Source organism: Actinophytocola sp. (assembly GCF_036378875.1).
In the GTDB taxonomy this organism is placed as follows: domain Bacteria; phylum Actinomycetota; class Actinomycetes; order Mycobacteriales; family Pseudonocardiaceae; genus Actinophytocola.
Window position 1 is genome coordinate 12,279 of sequence record NZ_DASUVO010000075.1, and the last position, 13,226, is coordinate 25,504.

The 13,226-nt window shown below is 70.0% G+C and carries 14 protein-coding genes; 8 read left to right on the plus strand and 6 right to left on the minus strand.

What is annotated here, in order from left to right:
* Entirely contained in the window at positions 1–978 is a 978-nt protein-coding gene (locus VF106_RS21400; RefSeq protein WP_330841549.1) for a thiamine-phosphate kinase, read from the minus strand.
* Positions 979–1,080: 102 nt separating this feature from the next.
* On the opposite strand from VF106_RS21400, the gene VF106_RS21405 reads away from it, so the two are divergent.
* Positions 1,081–1,314 carry an Lrp/AsnC ligand binding domain-containing protein gene (locus VF106_RS21405; RefSeq protein WP_330841550.1) on the plus strand — a complete coding sequence of 78 codons (234 nt, stop codon included), beginning with the start codon at positions 1,081–1,083 and terminating at the stop codon, positions 1,312–1,314.
* A 19-nt stretch (positions 1,315–1,333) separates the two neighbouring features.
* Positions 1,334–1,900 carry a DUF3515 domain-containing protein gene (locus VF106_RS21410; RefSeq protein WP_330841551.1) on the plus strand — a complete coding sequence of 189 codons (567 nt, stop codon included), beginning with the start codon at positions 1,334–1,336 and terminating at the stop codon, positions 1,898–1,900.
* Positions 1,901–1,909: 9 nt separating this feature from the next.
* Here the strand turns inward: VF106_RS21410 and VF106_RS21415 are convergent, their stop codons facing one another.
* Positions 1,910–3,010 (minus strand): D-alanine--D-alanine ligase family protein, encoded by a 1,101-nt coding sequence (locus tag VF106_RS21415; RefSeq protein ID WP_330841552.1) that lies wholly within the window; start codon positions 3,008–3,010, stop codon positions 1,910–1,912.
* A gap of 11 nt (positions 3,011–3,021) precedes the next feature.
* Entirely contained in the window at positions 3,022–4,503 is a 1,482-nt protein-coding gene (locus tag VF106_RS21420) for an aminotransferase-like domain-containing protein (RefSeq protein ID WP_330841670.1), read from the minus strand.
* A 30-nt stretch (positions 4,504–4,533) separates the two neighbouring features.
* Here VF106_RS21420 and VF106_RS21425 point away from each other — a divergent pair, with 30 nt between their 5' ends.
* Positions 4,534–5,208, plus strand: coding sequence for a pyridoxamine 5'-phosphate oxidase family protein (locus VF106_RS21425; protein WP_330841553.1), 675 nt, complete (start codon positions 4,534–4,536; stop codon positions 5,206–5,208).
* Here the strand turns inward: VF106_RS21425 and VF106_RS21430 are convergent.
* Positions 5,174–5,623 (minus strand): cysteine dioxygenase, encoded by a 450-nt coding sequence (locus VF106_RS21430; protein WP_330841554.1) that lies wholly within the window; start codon positions 5,621–5,623, stop codon positions 5,174–5,176. The genes VF106_RS21425 and VF106_RS21430 overlap by 35 nt on opposite strands.
* A 253-nt stretch (positions 5,624–5,876) precedes the next feature.
* On the opposite strand from VF106_RS21430, the gene VF106_RS21435 reads away from it, so the two are divergent.
* Both VF106_RS21435 and VF106_RS21440 read left to right on the plus strand, forming a co-directional pair.
* Complete coding sequence (locus VF106_RS21435; RefSeq protein WP_330841555.1) at positions 5,877–6,470, plus strand: ECF RNA polymerase sigma factor SigK; 594 nt, start codon at positions 5,877–5,879, stop codon at positions 6,468–6,470.
* A complete protein-coding gene (locus VF106_RS21440) occupies positions 6,470–7,192 on the plus strand; it encodes an anti-sigma factor (protein ID WP_330841556.1) in 723 nt (240 codons plus the stop codon). Before VF106_RS21435 ends, VF106_RS21440 begins: the two co-directional genes overlap by 1 nt.
* 1 nt (position 7,193) lies before the next feature.
* Here the strand turns inward: VF106_RS21440 and VF106_RS21445 are convergent, their stop codons facing one another.
* Positions 7,194–8,192, minus strand: coding sequence for an NAD(P)H-dependent glycerol-3-phosphate dehydrogenase (locus tag VF106_RS21445; protein WP_330841557.1), 999 nt, complete (start codon positions 8,190–8,192; stop codon positions 7,194–7,196).
* Positions 8,193–8,870, minus strand: a complete 678-nt coding sequence (locus tag VF106_RS21450) for a lysophospholipid acyltransferase family protein (RefSeq protein WP_330841671.1) — start codon at positions 8,868–8,870, stop codon at positions 8,193–8,195.
* Positions 8,871–9,032: 162 nt separating this feature from the next.
* Here VF106_RS21450 and cofC point away from each other — a divergent pair, with 162 nt between their 5' ends.
* The 3 genes from cofC to VF106_RS21465 are packed head-to-tail and all read left to right on the plus strand — an operon-like array spanning position 9,033 to position 12,691.
* Positions 9,033–9,608 (plus strand): 2-phospho-L-lactate guanylyltransferase, encoded by a 576-nt coding sequence (gene cofC / locus VF106_RS21455; RefSeq protein WP_414639040.1) that lies wholly within the window; start codon positions 9,033–9,035, stop codon positions 9,606–9,608.
* Positions 9,609–9,615: 7 nt separating this feature from the next.
* Positions 9,616–11,817 carry an RNA degradosome polyphosphate kinase gene (locus VF106_RS21460; RefSeq protein ID WP_330841559.1) on the plus strand — a complete coding sequence of 734 codons (2,202 nt, stop codon included), beginning with the start codon at positions 9,616–9,618 and terminating at the stop codon, positions 11,815–11,817.
* Complete coding sequence (locus tag VF106_RS21465) at positions 11,804–12,691, plus strand: NUDIX hydrolase (RefSeq protein WP_330841560.1); 888 nt, start codon at positions 11,804–11,806, stop codon at positions 12,689–12,691. The genes VF106_RS21460 and VF106_RS21465 overlap by 14 nt, the downstream gene beginning before the upstream one ends.
* Positions 12,692–13,226: the final 535 nt, after the last annotated feature.

Genomic DNA, 13,226 nt, shown 5'->3' on the forward strand with positions numbered 1-13,226 from the left:
TCACCGAAAATGCTGCCAACCAGTGCCGCCCTCGTACGGGCCGCCGTTGACGGTAACAGCACTTCCCCTGGTCACCGCACCGATCGTGCGCCAACCCGGCGGCACCGCCGCAGGATCGGGGAACGTCGCGGCGAGAGCGTGGTCCTCCCCGCCGGTCAGCACCCAGTGCACGGGGTCGGCGCCGAGCGCGGTGCCGACGTCGACGAGGCGCTGCGGCACCTCGATGAGATCGGTCCGCACGTCAATGGCCACATTGGACGCGACGCAGATGTGCCCGAGGTCGGCGAGCAGGCCGTCGGACACGTCGATCATCGACGTCGCGCCGGCCAGCGCGGCCTGCGGGCCGGCCTCGTACGGCGGCTCCGGCACCCGGTAGGCGCCGACCACCTGGACCGGCGACCGGAAGCCGCGGCCCAGTACGGCGAGCCCGGCCGCGGACCAGCCGAGGCGGCCGCACACCGCGACCACGTCGCCCGGCATGGCGCCACCTCTCGTGACGGGCGTGCGGCCCTGCATGTCACCGAGAGCCGTGACTGATATCACGATTTCCTTCGCGGTGACCACGTCGCCGCCGACCAGCCCGGCCCCGACGCTGACAGCCTCCTGCCACATGCCGGCGGCCAGTCCCTCCGCCACCTCCGCCCTGGTCGTACGTGGACAGGCGAGCCCCACGAGCAGCGCGGTCGGCACAGCACCCATCGCCGCGAGATCGGCCATGTTGACCGCGATCGCTTTGCGCCCAACGTGTTCCGGCGTGGACCAGTCGAGCCGGAAGTGAACGTTCTCGACGAGGACGTCGGTGCTGGCGACCACCCGGCCGTCGGCCGCGGCCACGAGCGCGGCGTCGTCACCGGGCCCGATGAGTGTGGTCGCCGGCTGTCGCCGTCCGGCCGTCACTCGGTGGATGAGACCAAACTCGCCGACATCCGCGACGGTCTCGGGTGGATCATGAGCTGGGCCTACTCTATTGTCGGCCACGACACCTCCGATAGTCGGATCCCCAAACGATCCAGAAGTGCGGTAATTTTTGCTGCTCACGTTCCTACCTCTTGAGGCCAGCTAGAGACGAAGGGGCACGCCGTGGTCCACGCATACATCCTGATTCAGACCGAGGTCGGCCAGGCCGCCGCGGTCGCCGGGAAGATCGCTCAGATTGAGGGCGTGACTACCGCTGAGGATGTCACGGGTCCCTACGACGTGATCGTCCGCGCCGAGGCGGAGAACGTCGACCTGCTCGGACAGCTGGTCGTGGCCCGGATCCAGAACGTGGACGGGATCACCCGAACGCTCACCTGCCCGGTGGTCCACCTCTGAGGCATGGTCTAGTGGGGGCGTGTCGGAGCAGCCCCTGTCACGTGTGACGTTGTTCGTGGCCGTCGGCCTTACCGCGGTGCTCGTGCTCGGTGTGATCATCTTGAGCCAGGTGCTGGGCGGCGACGAGTCCGAGGAGGCCGCGTCCACCACCCTGCCACCGCGCCCCACGGGCCCGATCGCGCTGGTCGGGGTCGACGCGCCGGACGCGAGCAACCCGGCCTGCGCGAGCCTGGTCGACGCGCTGCCGGCTGAACTGCCGAGCAAGGACGCGACGCTGAAGCGGCAACCCCTCGCGGAACCTGCTCCACCGGCCGCTGCCGCGTGGGCGGGTGACCGGGGTGAGCCGGTGGTGCTGCGGTGCGGACTCGCCAAGCCGGACGAGCTGCGGCCGACCGCGGTGCTGAAGAAGGTCTCGGAAGTGAACTGGCTGCCGATCGAGGGCGCGGGCGCGTGGACCTGGTACACAGTGGACCGACCGGTGTACATCGCGGTGACCATCCCGGAGGACACCGGCACGGGCGTGGTGCAGGAACTGTCGGAGACGATCGCGAAGGCCGTCCCGGCGACTGACCCCGAGGCGAAGTGAAGGTGCCCTTCAGCGGAGGCCGGTTCCTCGGGCTATGGCTGTGTCGACCAGGGTGGACAGCAGGGTTCGGTAGTCGACGCCCGTGACCGCCCACATCTTCGGGTACGCGGAGGTGGGGGTGAAGCCGGGCATCGTGTTCAGTTCGTTGATGATGACCGAGCCGTCCGGTGCTACGAAGAAGTCCACGCGGGCCAGGCCCTGGCAGTCGACGGCGTGGAAGGCCTTGACGGCCAGGGTGCGGACACGCTCGGTGAGGTCGTCGTCGAGTTTGGCTGGGATGTCCAGCTCGGCGCCCTCGTCGATGTACTTCGTCGCGAAGTCGTAGAACTCCAGGTTCTCGTCGACGATGCGGATCTCCGCCGGTAGGGACGACTCCACGTGGCCGTCGGGGAACTCCAGGACCCCGCATTCGACCTCTCGGCCGACGACCATGGCCTCTACCAGTACCTTCGGGTCGATCTCCCGGGCTGTGGCGATGGCCTCGTCCAGTTTGGACCAGTCGGTGACCTTGGTGATGCCGGTCGACGAGCCGGCTCTGGCCGGCTTCACGAACACCGGCAGGCCCAGGTGGTCCTTCTGCGTGTCCGTCAGTGTTGGCTCGCCGCGGTGCAGTACCTCGTAGGCACCCACCGGCAGGCCCTCGGCACGCAGCAGCTTCTTCGTGAACTCCTTGTCCATGACGACAGCGCTGGCCAGCACGCCGGCCCCCACGTACGGCAGGCCGACCATCTCCAGCAGGCCCTGGATCGTGCCGTCCTCGCCGAACGCGCCGTGCAGCACCGGGAACACCACGTCGACGGCCGACAGGATCTCGCCCTCACGGCCGCGTTCCAGCACGACCAGGTTCGCCGAGGTCGGGTCGGCTGGCAGGGTCAGCGCGGTGCCGGACGTGATGGTCGGCAGGCCGCTTCGGTCCTCGATCGCGAGGGTCGACGGGTCGGCGGGGCCGAGCACCCACGAGCCCTGCGGCGTGATGCCCACGGGCAGCACCTCGAACCGCTCGGGGTCGAGGTTGGCGAGCACGCTCGCCGCGGACACACAGGACACCGCGTGCTCCGTGCTCTGTCCGCCGAACACGACTGCCACGCGGATTCGCTCTTGGCTGGCCATGGGCCCCGACCCTACCCGGCCGGTGATCCCACCAGCTCAACCAGCACGGGCAGGGCTCGCTTCAACTGTTCGCGTGAACACGCGGCGTAGCCGAGGGCGATGCCGAACCAGCGGGCCTTGCCGACGTGGTGGCGGGCCAGCCCGTCGAGCAGGAGCCCTCGCTCGGTGGCCGCCCGGACCAGCACGCGTTCCGCCTCCGCCGACTCGACCGGCACCACGACGTGTGCGCCCGCGTCGTCGCCGAGTACCTGGACACCGCCGCGCACCAGCGTCTCCACCACGAGCGAGCGGCGTTCGGACAGTTCGCGGCGCAGCCGGCGCAGGTGGCGGCCGAGGTCGCCGTTGCGGGCCAGCTCCACCACCACGAGCTGCCCGGCGGGCGCGGGGCCGAGGCCCGTGGCGTCTCGGTGCGCCAGGACCGCGGTCACCACCGGTGGCGGGGCGACCAGCCAGCCGATGCCCAGCGTCGGGGTGAGGATCTTGCTGGTCGTGCCGAGGTGTACGACGACGTCCGGGGCCAGCGCGGCGAGCAGCGGCAGCGGGGCCACGTCGTAGCGCAGCTCGCCGTCGTAGTCGTCCTCGATCACGAGCCAGCCCTGCTCGCGGGCACGCTCCACCAGCGCGACCCGCCGGCCCGCCGACATGCGCCCGCCGAGTGGGTACTGGTGGGCCGGCGAGCAGTACACCGCACGCACCGAGGGTGGGATCGCGTCGACCAGCAGGCCGTCGGCGTCGACCGTGGCCGGCACGACTCGCAGGCCGGCGGCCCGCATCGCGCCGACGGCCCGCTGATAGCCGGGTTCCTCGACCGCCACCACGTCGCCGGGGCGCAGCACCGCACGGCCCAGCTCCGCGACCGCCGAGCTGGTGCCGCCCGTGGCCAGGAGCACGTCGATGGGCTCGGTCGGCGCGCCGTCGAAGTGGTGTGTCGTTCCTCGGGACCTGGTGTGACCACCGTCGCCCACGCGGAGGCCGCGGTGTCGCAGCAGGTGCTCGGCCACGGCCGCGCGGTACTCCGGGAGCCCGGCGCGGTTGGGTCGCACCATCGGCGGCACGTGGGCGGCCGCCCGCCACGCCCGTCGCCATGCGGCCTGCTCGATGCCGCCTGCCCACGGCGAGCCGGGCGTGAGGTCCACGGCGGTGTCCAGCGCGGTGTCGCGGCGGGCCGGTTTGGGGGTGGCCGGCAGCGAACCGGGTGGCGCGGTCGTGATGTAGGTGCCGGAGCCGTGCCGGCCCGCGATCCAGCCCTCGGCGTGCAGCTGCTCGTAGGCGGCGGCGGTGACCGTGCGGCTGACGCCCAGCTCACCGGCGAGCGCGCGGGTCGAGGGCAACCGGTCGCCGCTGCGCAGCCGACCGTCACCGGCGGCGGCGCGGAGCTGTTCGGCCAGCTGGACGGCGAGCGGGGTCGTGGACTCGCGGTCCAGCGTCACCGGGAGCGCGGGCGTCTCGGGCACGAAGTGGCCTTCCAGAATCGCGGGGTCGTGGCCCTTCAATGATGCCACTTTGCGAGCGAGGGTGGTCATATGAGTCTTTCGCCGACGCCGCGCAGCACCGTCCAACGCGGCAAGAAGAGGGCCGTGACCGACCGGGCCGCGCTCGCGCGGGTGCTCGACGCCGGGCTCATCTGCCATCTCGCCTACGTCGCGGACGACGGCACGCCGCGGGTGCTCCCGACCGGCTACGGATACGAGGACAACACGCTGTACGTGCACGGCTCGACCGGCGCGGCGAGCCTACGGGCCGGTGCGGGCGCGGAGGTGTGTGTGAACGTGACGCTGCTCGACGGCGTGATCTACAGCCGCGCGGTGTTCCACCACTCGGTGAACTACCGCTCCGCCACGATCCACGGCGTGGCCCGGCAGGTGACCGACCCGGACGCGAAGCTGCACGCCCTGCACGTGATCACCGAACACCTCGCACCCGGTGCGTGGGACCACGCCCGCGGCCCGAGCCCGCAGGAGTTCGCGAAGACCGCCGTGCTCGCGCTCGACCTCACGGAGGCGGCCGTGAAGATCCGCACGGGTGGGCCCGGTGAGGAGCCGGAGGACCTGACACCTGAACGGATCGGCGCGAACTGGGCAGGCGTGCTGCCGTTGGTCCGGAACTGGGGCACGCCGGAAGCGTGCGAGCACCTGCCGGAGCACGTGGAACTGCCGGAGTACGTCAGCCGGCGAGCTCCTCAGGCTGGGCCGCAATAACCCGCATTGCCCGCGCCGACCGGTAGACGTGGATGCTGATCGCCGGGTCCGGGCCGTCGTTGCGGACCCGGTGCGCGTAGCCGGGACCGAACACCCGGGACTGTCCCGCTGTCAGGGAAAGCGCGGTGCCCCGGTGCAGCACGTGCTCGGTGAGCGTGCCGGACACGATCGTGAACCCACCAATGGCGACGCCGTGGTCGTGCACGTCGGTTTCCTGCCCGGGGAGCCAACTCATGAGCCAGATCTCCTGCCCATCCGTGTAGTCGACGCGAGTGGCGAACCGCTCGTCGGGGTCGTAACGGAGCAGGCGCGCCCACCGGGAACGGTCGGCCGCATAGGCACGGGAGATCAGAGCGGGGTGAACGGTGGGCGCGACGGACGCGGACGCGATGGTGTTGGCAGGCACAGCGAACATGGGCGTGTTGACTTTCTCGGGAGCTGCAGGGCTGGTAGCAGGAAACTCACCGAGAGTGACACAGCGCGCTAGCGACTCGACGGAGCTGGAGATAGCCCCGTCGAAGGTTCGGCACGCGCATCAACACAGGGCAAAGGAAACCATTTTTCCCATCCGGCCACAAACGCGTCCAACCCGTGGGATCCTCTACCCCGCAATCGCCGGCAATCCGGGGTGTCGTCGGCTCCGAAGCACTGCCATGGGAGATGTGGTCATGGGCGATTGGGCCCGACGGTTGCGGTCCACGCGTGCCGAAACCCCCGTGAACGAACTGGGCCCGGACCTCATCGCGCGGGTCGCCCGCGGCGACGAAGCCGCGTTCTCGCAGCTGTACGACCTGCTCGTCGGCCCGATCTTCGGACTGGTGCGGCGAATCGTGCGTGATCCGGCGCAGTCCGAGGAGGTCGTCCAGGAGGTGATGGTCGAGCTGTGGCGGTCGGCGGCCAAGTACTCGCCGGAACGCGGCAGCGCGACGACCTGGGCCATGACGCTGGCACACCGCCGGGCCGTCGACCGCGTGCGGTCCGCGCAGGCCGCCGCCGACCGGGACGACATGGTCGGGCGGCGCGAGACCAGCCGGCCGTTCGACGAGGTGTCCGAGCAGGTCACCACGCGGCTGGAACAGGAACAGGTGCGCAGGTGCCTCGGCACCCTCACCGACCTGCAGCGAGAGTCGGTGGTCCTCGCGTACTACGGCGGACGGACGTACCGTGAGGTGGGCGAGCTGCTGAGCACACCACTGGGAACGATCAAGACTCGACTGCGGGACGGGCTCATCCGGCTGCGCGACTGCTTGGGAGTGGCCTGATGACTACTGCTGACATCCACGCGTTGACGGGGGCGTACGCGCTCGACGCCGTGTCGGGCGTCGAGCGGATGGAGTTCGAGCGCCACCTCGCCGAGTGTGACTCGTGCGCCCAGGAGGTCATGGAGCTGCAGGAGACCGCGTCCCGGCTCGCGCTCGCGGCTTCCGCTCCCCCACCGCCCGCGCTGAAGGCACGGGTGATGGACGAGATCCGGGCCACGCGCCAGGCGCCACCGGTGACGGAGCCGGTGCCACTGCGGCGCCGTTCCCTCGCCACGCGGCTGTCCACGGTGGCGGCGGCGGTGTTCTTCGTCGCGGCGGCCGGGCTCGGCGTGGTCGTCTTCCAGCAGAACCAGCAGATCGACGACACCCAGGCACAGATCGCGCAGATGGAGCAGATCCTGAGCGCGGACGACGCCAAGTTGGTGCCGATGGCGAACCCCGACGGCGGCAGCGTGAACGTGGCGGTGTCCTCGTCGCAGGACCGGATGATGCTGTTCAGCGAGGACCTGGCGAGCGCACCAGCGGGCAAGACATATCAGGTCTGGACGATCGCCGATGGCAATCCCCGCTCAATGGGCTTCCTTGAGCCGAACAACGGCAACGCGGTTCTGGCGGTGAGTGGCCTCAGCGACGCGGGCGCGGTCGCGGTCACGATCGAGCCTGACGGCGGTTCACCGCAGCCGACCAGTGATCCGATCATGTCGGGCTCGCTCACGTCCTGATTCAACGTTCCGGTTTGGTTTTGCGGCCGATCAGTTCGCCGGCCATCTCGCGGGGGTCGAAGCCGTCGTGGCAGACGCGGTGTACGACCTCCGTGATGGGCATCTCGACGCCGTGGCGCATGGCCAGTTCGCGGATGGAGGAGCACGACTTGACGCCCTCCGCGACCTGGCCGTGCGCGGCGGCCTGGGCCCGTGCCACGGTCTCGCCGCGGCCGAGGCGCTCGCCGAAGGACCGGTTGCGGGACAGCGGTGAGGAGCACGTCGCCACCAGGTCGCCCAGCCCGGCCAGCCCGGCGAACGTCATCGGGTCCGCGCCCAGTGTCGCGCCGAGCCTGGCGGTCTCCGCGAGCCCTCGGGTGATGAGTGTCGCGAGGGTGTTGTCACCGAAGCCAAGTCCGGCGGCCATCCCACAGGACAGCGCGATCACGTTCTTGCACGCGCCACCCAGCTCGCAGCCGACGACGTCGGTGTTGGTGTAGGGCCGGAAGTACCCGGTGGTGCACGCCTTCTGCACCGCGACAGCCCGGTCGTGGTCCGTGCACGCGATGACGGAGGCGGTGGGCTGCTCGGCGGCGATCTCCTTGGCGAGGTTCGGACCCGACACCACGGCGACCTGGTGCTCTGGCACGCCCATCACCTCGACGACGACCTCGCTCATCCGCTTGAGCGTGCCCAGCTCGACGCCCTTCGCGAGGCTGATCAGCGTGGACGACGGGTCGATCAGGCCGCGCCACGCGGTGAGGTTGTGCCGCAGGCTCTGGCTGGGCACGGCCAGCACCACGTCGGTGGCACCGTCCAGCGCCACCCTGGGGTCCGAAGTGGACGTGAGGTTGACCGGCAGTGGCACGCCCGGCAGGTAGTCCGGGTTCTCGCGCCGCTGCTCGATGGCCTCGGCCACCTCGCGGCGCCGTGACCACAGCACGACGTCCGTGCCCGCGTCGGCGAGCACCTTGGCGAACGTGGTGCCCCACGAGCCGGCACCGAAGACCGCGAACCGCATCTACTTCTTCTTCTTGGCGGACGGCACGTAGAAACCCGAAGGCGCCGGCTCGTCGCGGAGCCCGGCGAGCTGGTCACGCACGCGGCCCATGAGCAAGTCGGTCACCTCGCGCAGCAGCTCGTTGTTGACCTCCCGACCCTTGAACTCGGACAGGTCGACCGGCTCGGACACCTCGAAGGTGATCTTCTTGCGCGGGAACGGCCGGAACTTCTTCGTGTAGCCGTTGAGGATGTCCCTGGTCCCCCACCGGGCGACGGTGACCACGGGCACGCCATCGGCCAGGCAGTCGAGCGCGAGCCGCGCGACGCCGGTCCGCGACCGCATCGGCCAGCCGTCGGGGTCCCTGGTGATGGTGCCCTCCGGGTAAATCACCACGAGCTTGCCGTTGCGCAGCGCCTCGGTGGCGGCAACGAGACTTTCACCCGCGCTGGCGCTCCCCCGGTACACCGGGATGCTGCCGGCGCCGCCGATCAGGTACTTGAACACCGGCATGCGGAACAGGCTGTCCTTGGCGAGGAACCGGGGCACCCGGCCGTTGCGGTGCACGAACACCGCGTCGACGGGCGGGTCGATGTGGGAGATGTGGTTCATCACCAGCAGGACGCCGCCTTCGCGCCGGATGTTCTCCGCGCCGTTGACCCTGGTCCTGCCGAGCCAGGCGATGGGATAGAAGATCATCGCCGTCACCAACACCCAGAACCCGCTCTTCTCCAGTCGCGCCGGCACCAGTCCTCCTCCTCAGGCGTTTCGCAAGAGTATGCCCCGGCAGCGGCGCCCGGCTTCGAAGTCCTGCACGATGGTCGTGTGGAGCGTGGAGTTGACCTGGTCGTCCCGATCAAGATGCTGGACAGGGCGAAGACGCGGCTGCGTGGTGCCGTGCCGGCGAGTGAGCATCCCGAGCTCGTGCTGGCCCTGCTCCTCGACACGGTGACCGCGGCCGCCGGCGCGGACGGGGTGCGTCGGGTGCTCGTGGTCTGTGAGGACAAGCGGATCCCGGACGCGCTCGCCGGCACGGGGGTCGAGTGTGTCGACGAGCGAGGGCTGCCGGGGTTGAACGCGGCCCTCGCCTTCGGGGCGGAGCGTTTACTCGAGCCGGGCGGCACCGTCGGCGCGCTCCAGGCCGACCTGCCGGCGCTGCGTCCCACCGAGCTGTCCGCCGCGATCGCGGAAGCCGCCGGGCGACGGGCGTACTGCGCGGACCGGCCGGGCACGGGCACCACGCTGCTGCTGGCCGCTCCCGAACGTCCACTCGATCCGCGTTTCGGGCCGGGGTCCTCGGACGCGCACGCGGCCAGTGGCGCGGTCCGGGTCGGCGCCGCACTGGCTTCGCTGCGTTGCGATGTGGACACAAAGGACGATCTCGCGGTGGCGGCTGGCCTGGGCCTGCGAAAGTTCACCAGCTCGTTCGCCCAATAGCGTAAATATGCTGGACAATGGGGCCGTGAGCACCGACACGCGCCCTGAGAACAGCCCGGAGACAACCACAGCACCCGAGTCGTCCGATCAGGTGCCGGAGCCACGAGCGGTGCCGTCCTCCCCGCCCGCGGTGACACAGTCGGCCGCCGTCACCGACCTGCCCGACGATCGGTACTTCAACCGGGAACTGTCCTGGCTGGACTTCAACGCGAGAGTGCTCGCGCTGGCCGAGGACGAATCGCAGCCGCTGCTCGAGCGCGCGAAGTTCCTCGCGATCTTCGCCTCGAACCTCGACGAGTTCTACATGGTCCGCGTCGCCGGGTTGAAACGCCGCGACGAGACCGGCCTGTCCGTGCGCAGCGCCGACGGCCTGACCCCGCGCGAACAGTTGGCCTACATCTCCAAGCGCAACCAGGAGCTGGTCGAACAACACGCGGCCGCGTGGGAGAAGCGTCTGCGGCCGGCTCTCGCCGAGCACGACATCCGCATCGCGCGGTGGTCCGAACTCGACGACGACCAGCGGGGACGGCTCTCGAAGTACTTCAACGAGCAGATCTTCCCGGTGCTCACGCCACTCGCGGTCGATCCCGCGCACCCGTTCCCCTACATCTCGGGGCTGTCGCTGAACCTCGCGGTCACCGTGCGCGACCCGAACGGCGGTGGTGAGCGGTTCGCCCGTGTGAAGGTGCCGGACAACGTGTCCCGCCTGGTGCCGATCAACAACCAGCGAAACGACCGCAGTGCCTTGTTCCTCCCGCTGGAGGAGCTGATCGCGGCGCACCGGGACAACCTGTTCACCGGCATGCAGGTGACGGAGGTGCACGCGTTCCGCGTCACCCGCAACGCCGACCTCGAGGTCGAGGAGGACCAGGACGAGGACCTGCTGAAGGCACTGGAGCGAGAGCTGGCGCAGCGCCGGTTCGGCCCGCCCGTGCGGCTCGAGGTCGCCGACGACATGAGCGAGCACATGATGGAGCTGTTGCTGCGGGAGTTGGAGGTCGACCCGCACGACGTGGTGGTGGTGCCGGGGTTGCTCGACCTGTCCTGCCTGTGGCAGCTGATCGCGGTGGACCGCACCGACCTGAAGGACACGCCGTTCGTGCCGGCGACGCATCCGGCGTTCGGTGAGCGGGAGACGCCCAAGAGCGTGTTCGCGACCCTGCGCGAGGGCGACGTGCTCGTGCACCACCCGTACGACTCGTTCTCCACGAGTGTGCAGCGGTTCATCGAGCAGGCGGCAGCCGACCCGAAGGTGCTGGCCATCAAACAGACGCTGTACCGCACCTCCGGTGACTCCCCGATCGTGGACGCGCTGATCGACGCGGCGGAGGCCGGCAAGCAGGTCGTGGCGCTGGTGGAGATCAAGGCGCGGTTCGACGAGCAGGCCAACATCAAGTGGGCGCGGACGCTGGAGAAGGCGGGCGTGCACGTGGTGTACGGCATGGTGGGGCTGAAGACCCACTGCAAGACCGCGCTCGTGGTGCGGCAGGAGGGGTCGGTGATCCGGCGCTACTGCCACATCGGCACCGGCAACTACAACCCGAAGACCGCGCGCCTGTACGAGGACGTCGGCCTGCTGACCGCGGAACCGGCGATCGGCGCGGACCTCACGGACCTGTTCAACGTGCTGACCGGCTACGCGCGGCAGGACGAGTACCGCTCGTTGATGGTGGCGCCGTACGGGATCCGGCGCGGCATCGTCGAGATGATCGAGCGGGAGATCGAGCACCTGCGTGCCGGGCGCGCGGCCGGCGTCCGGATGAAGATAAACAGTCTCGTCGACGAGCAGGTGATCGACGCGTTGTACCGGGCCTCGCAGGCCGGTGTTCCGGTGGACATCGTGGTGCGGGGGATCTGCGCGCTGAAGCCGGGCATCGCGGAGCTGTCGGAGAACATCCAGGTGCGGTCGATCCTCGGCCGGTTCCTGGAGCACTCAAGGCTGTTCCACTTCGTCGGGTCTGACGAGCACTGGATCGGCAGCGCGGACATGATGCACCGCAACCTCGACCGCCGCGTGGAGGTCCAGGTGCGCATCACCGACCCGAAGCTGACCGCACAGCTGAACGCCATCTTCTCGTCGGCGCTGGACCCGCAGACGCGGTGCTGGGTGCTCGAGCAGAACGGCGACTGGGCGGCGTCCCCGGCGGACGGTTCGTCGGTGCGCGACCACCAGACCCAGATGCTCCTTGGCCACCGTGCGGTTGGCTAGCCGGGAGATCGCCGCGGCCGGCGCCGTGGTGTGGCGGGAACACGATGGTGTCGTGGAGGTGGCGGTGGTGCACCGCCAGCGCTACGACGACTGGAGCCTGCCGAAGGGAAAGCTGGATCGCGACGAGTCCGCCCGCCTCGCGGCGTGGCGGGAGGTGCACGAGGAGACGGGCGCACGAGTGGCGCTGGGCCGTTACCTCGGCAGAACTCGCTACCGGGTCCGGGCGGACCGCAAGGTGGTGGACTACTTCGCCGCGAAGTACCTGTCGGGTTCGTTCGTCCCCTCCGACGAGGTGGACTCGATGCGTTGGCTGCCGGTGACGTCCGCGGAAGCACTGCTGACCTACGACCACGACCGCACGGTGCTCGCGGCGCTCACGGCACTGCCGGTCGCGCTCACGACACTGGTGGTGGTGCGGCACGCGAAGGCGGGCAGCAGAGCGGAGTGGACCGACGTGGACGAGCTGCGCCCCCTGTCCCACAACGGTGAGAAGCAGGTGCCCCCGATCCGCAGGCTGGCATCGGTGTACGGCGTGGACCGGGTGTACTCGGCGCCGCTCGTGCGTTGTGTGAAGACGGTGCAGCCGGTGGCGGACGACCTCGGGGAGAAAGTGCTCGAGGAGGAGCTGCTGGCGGAGAAGTCCTACGCGGGCATGGAAGAGGCCACCCTCCGCCGGGCGCTCGAGATCGTGGCGCAGGGCGGGGTGCCGCTGCTGTGCAGTCAGGGCGGGGTGATCCCGGACCTGGTGTCGCGCCTGGCGAACCACTCCGGGGTGGAGCTGACGAAGCGGGTGGAGGCCAAGAAGGGCAGCGTGTGGGCCCTGTTCTTCTCGGGTACGGAGTTGGTGGCCGGGGACTACGTCGCGGTCCCCTGAACCCACTGCCGGGTAGGCGATTCGCACGTGTGTCCGATGTGGCCGGCCCCAAGATCGCCGCATGCCAAGGGATCTCGGCGCCCCGTTTCTCCGTGGCCGGACCGGTCGGAACCTGTTGCGGCGGGGTGGATCGGGCCGCCCTCACCGGAGGCCCGGAAACGGGCCCATTCGGGCCGTTCCCGCGCCGCGGCGGCTTCGCCGGGACACGGGAGCGCTCGGCGCCCGGCAGGACGGCACAGAGGCGTTGAAACGCCCGTACGGTCGGTTCATCGGAAGCCCCCGAAAACGCCACTCAGGACACTCGACGGCTCGAACGGGGCCGTCCCGGGGCGTGCCCTTGGGAGGTCGGGAGCGCCCACGTGCCATTCCGGCCGCGTGCCCAAACCGATATGCGGCCCTCGACGCGGAAAACCGGACTCGGGGTTTGTTCGGGCCCGGTCAGTCCAGCTCGATGCCATCCGGGGCCATCCGGTTGGCAGCCCGTTCGTGGCCGTCCGGCGATTCTCGTGAACCGGCGCGGGCGCCGGGACGTGAA

Excerpts from the sequence above, each read along its gene's own strand:
- cofC (WP_414639040.1), top strand. The coding sequence starts at position 9,033 with ATGCTGGACAGGGCGAAGACGCGGCTGCGTGGTGCCGTGCCGGCGAGT.
- VF106_RS21435 (WP_330841555.1), top strand. The coding sequence starts at position 5,877 with ATGGGCGATTGGGCCCGACGGTTGCGGTCCACGCGTGCCGAAACCCCC.
- VF106_RS21425 (WP_330841553.1), top strand. The coding sequence starts at position 4,534 with ATGAGTCTTTCGCCGACGCCGCGCAGCACCGTCCAACGCGGCAAGAAG.
- VF106_RS21440 (WP_330841556.1), top strand. The coding sequence starts at position 6,470 with ATGACTACTGCTGACATCCACGCGTTGACGGGGGCGTACGCGCTCGAC.
- VF106_RS21415 (WP_330841552.1), bottom strand. The coding sequence starts at position 3,010 with ATGGCCAGCCAAGAGCGAATCCGCGTGGCAGTCGTGTTCGGCGGACAG.
- VF106_RS21460 (WP_330841559.1), top strand. The coding sequence starts at position 9,616 with ATGCTGGACAATGGGGCCGTGAGCACCGACACGCGCCCTGAGAACAGC.
- VF106_RS21445 (WP_330841557.1), bottom strand. The coding sequence starts at position 8,192 with ATGCGGTTCGCGGTCTTCGGTGCCGGCTCGTGGGGCACCACGTTCGCC.
- VF106_RS21450 (WP_330841671.1), bottom strand. The coding sequence starts at position 8,870 with ATGATCTTCTATCCCATCGCCTGGCTCGGCAGGACCAGGGTCAACGGC.
- VF106_RS21430 (WP_330841554.1), bottom strand. The coding sequence starts at position 5,623 with ATGTTCGCTGTGCCTGCCAACACCATCGCGTCCGCGTCCGTCGCGCCC.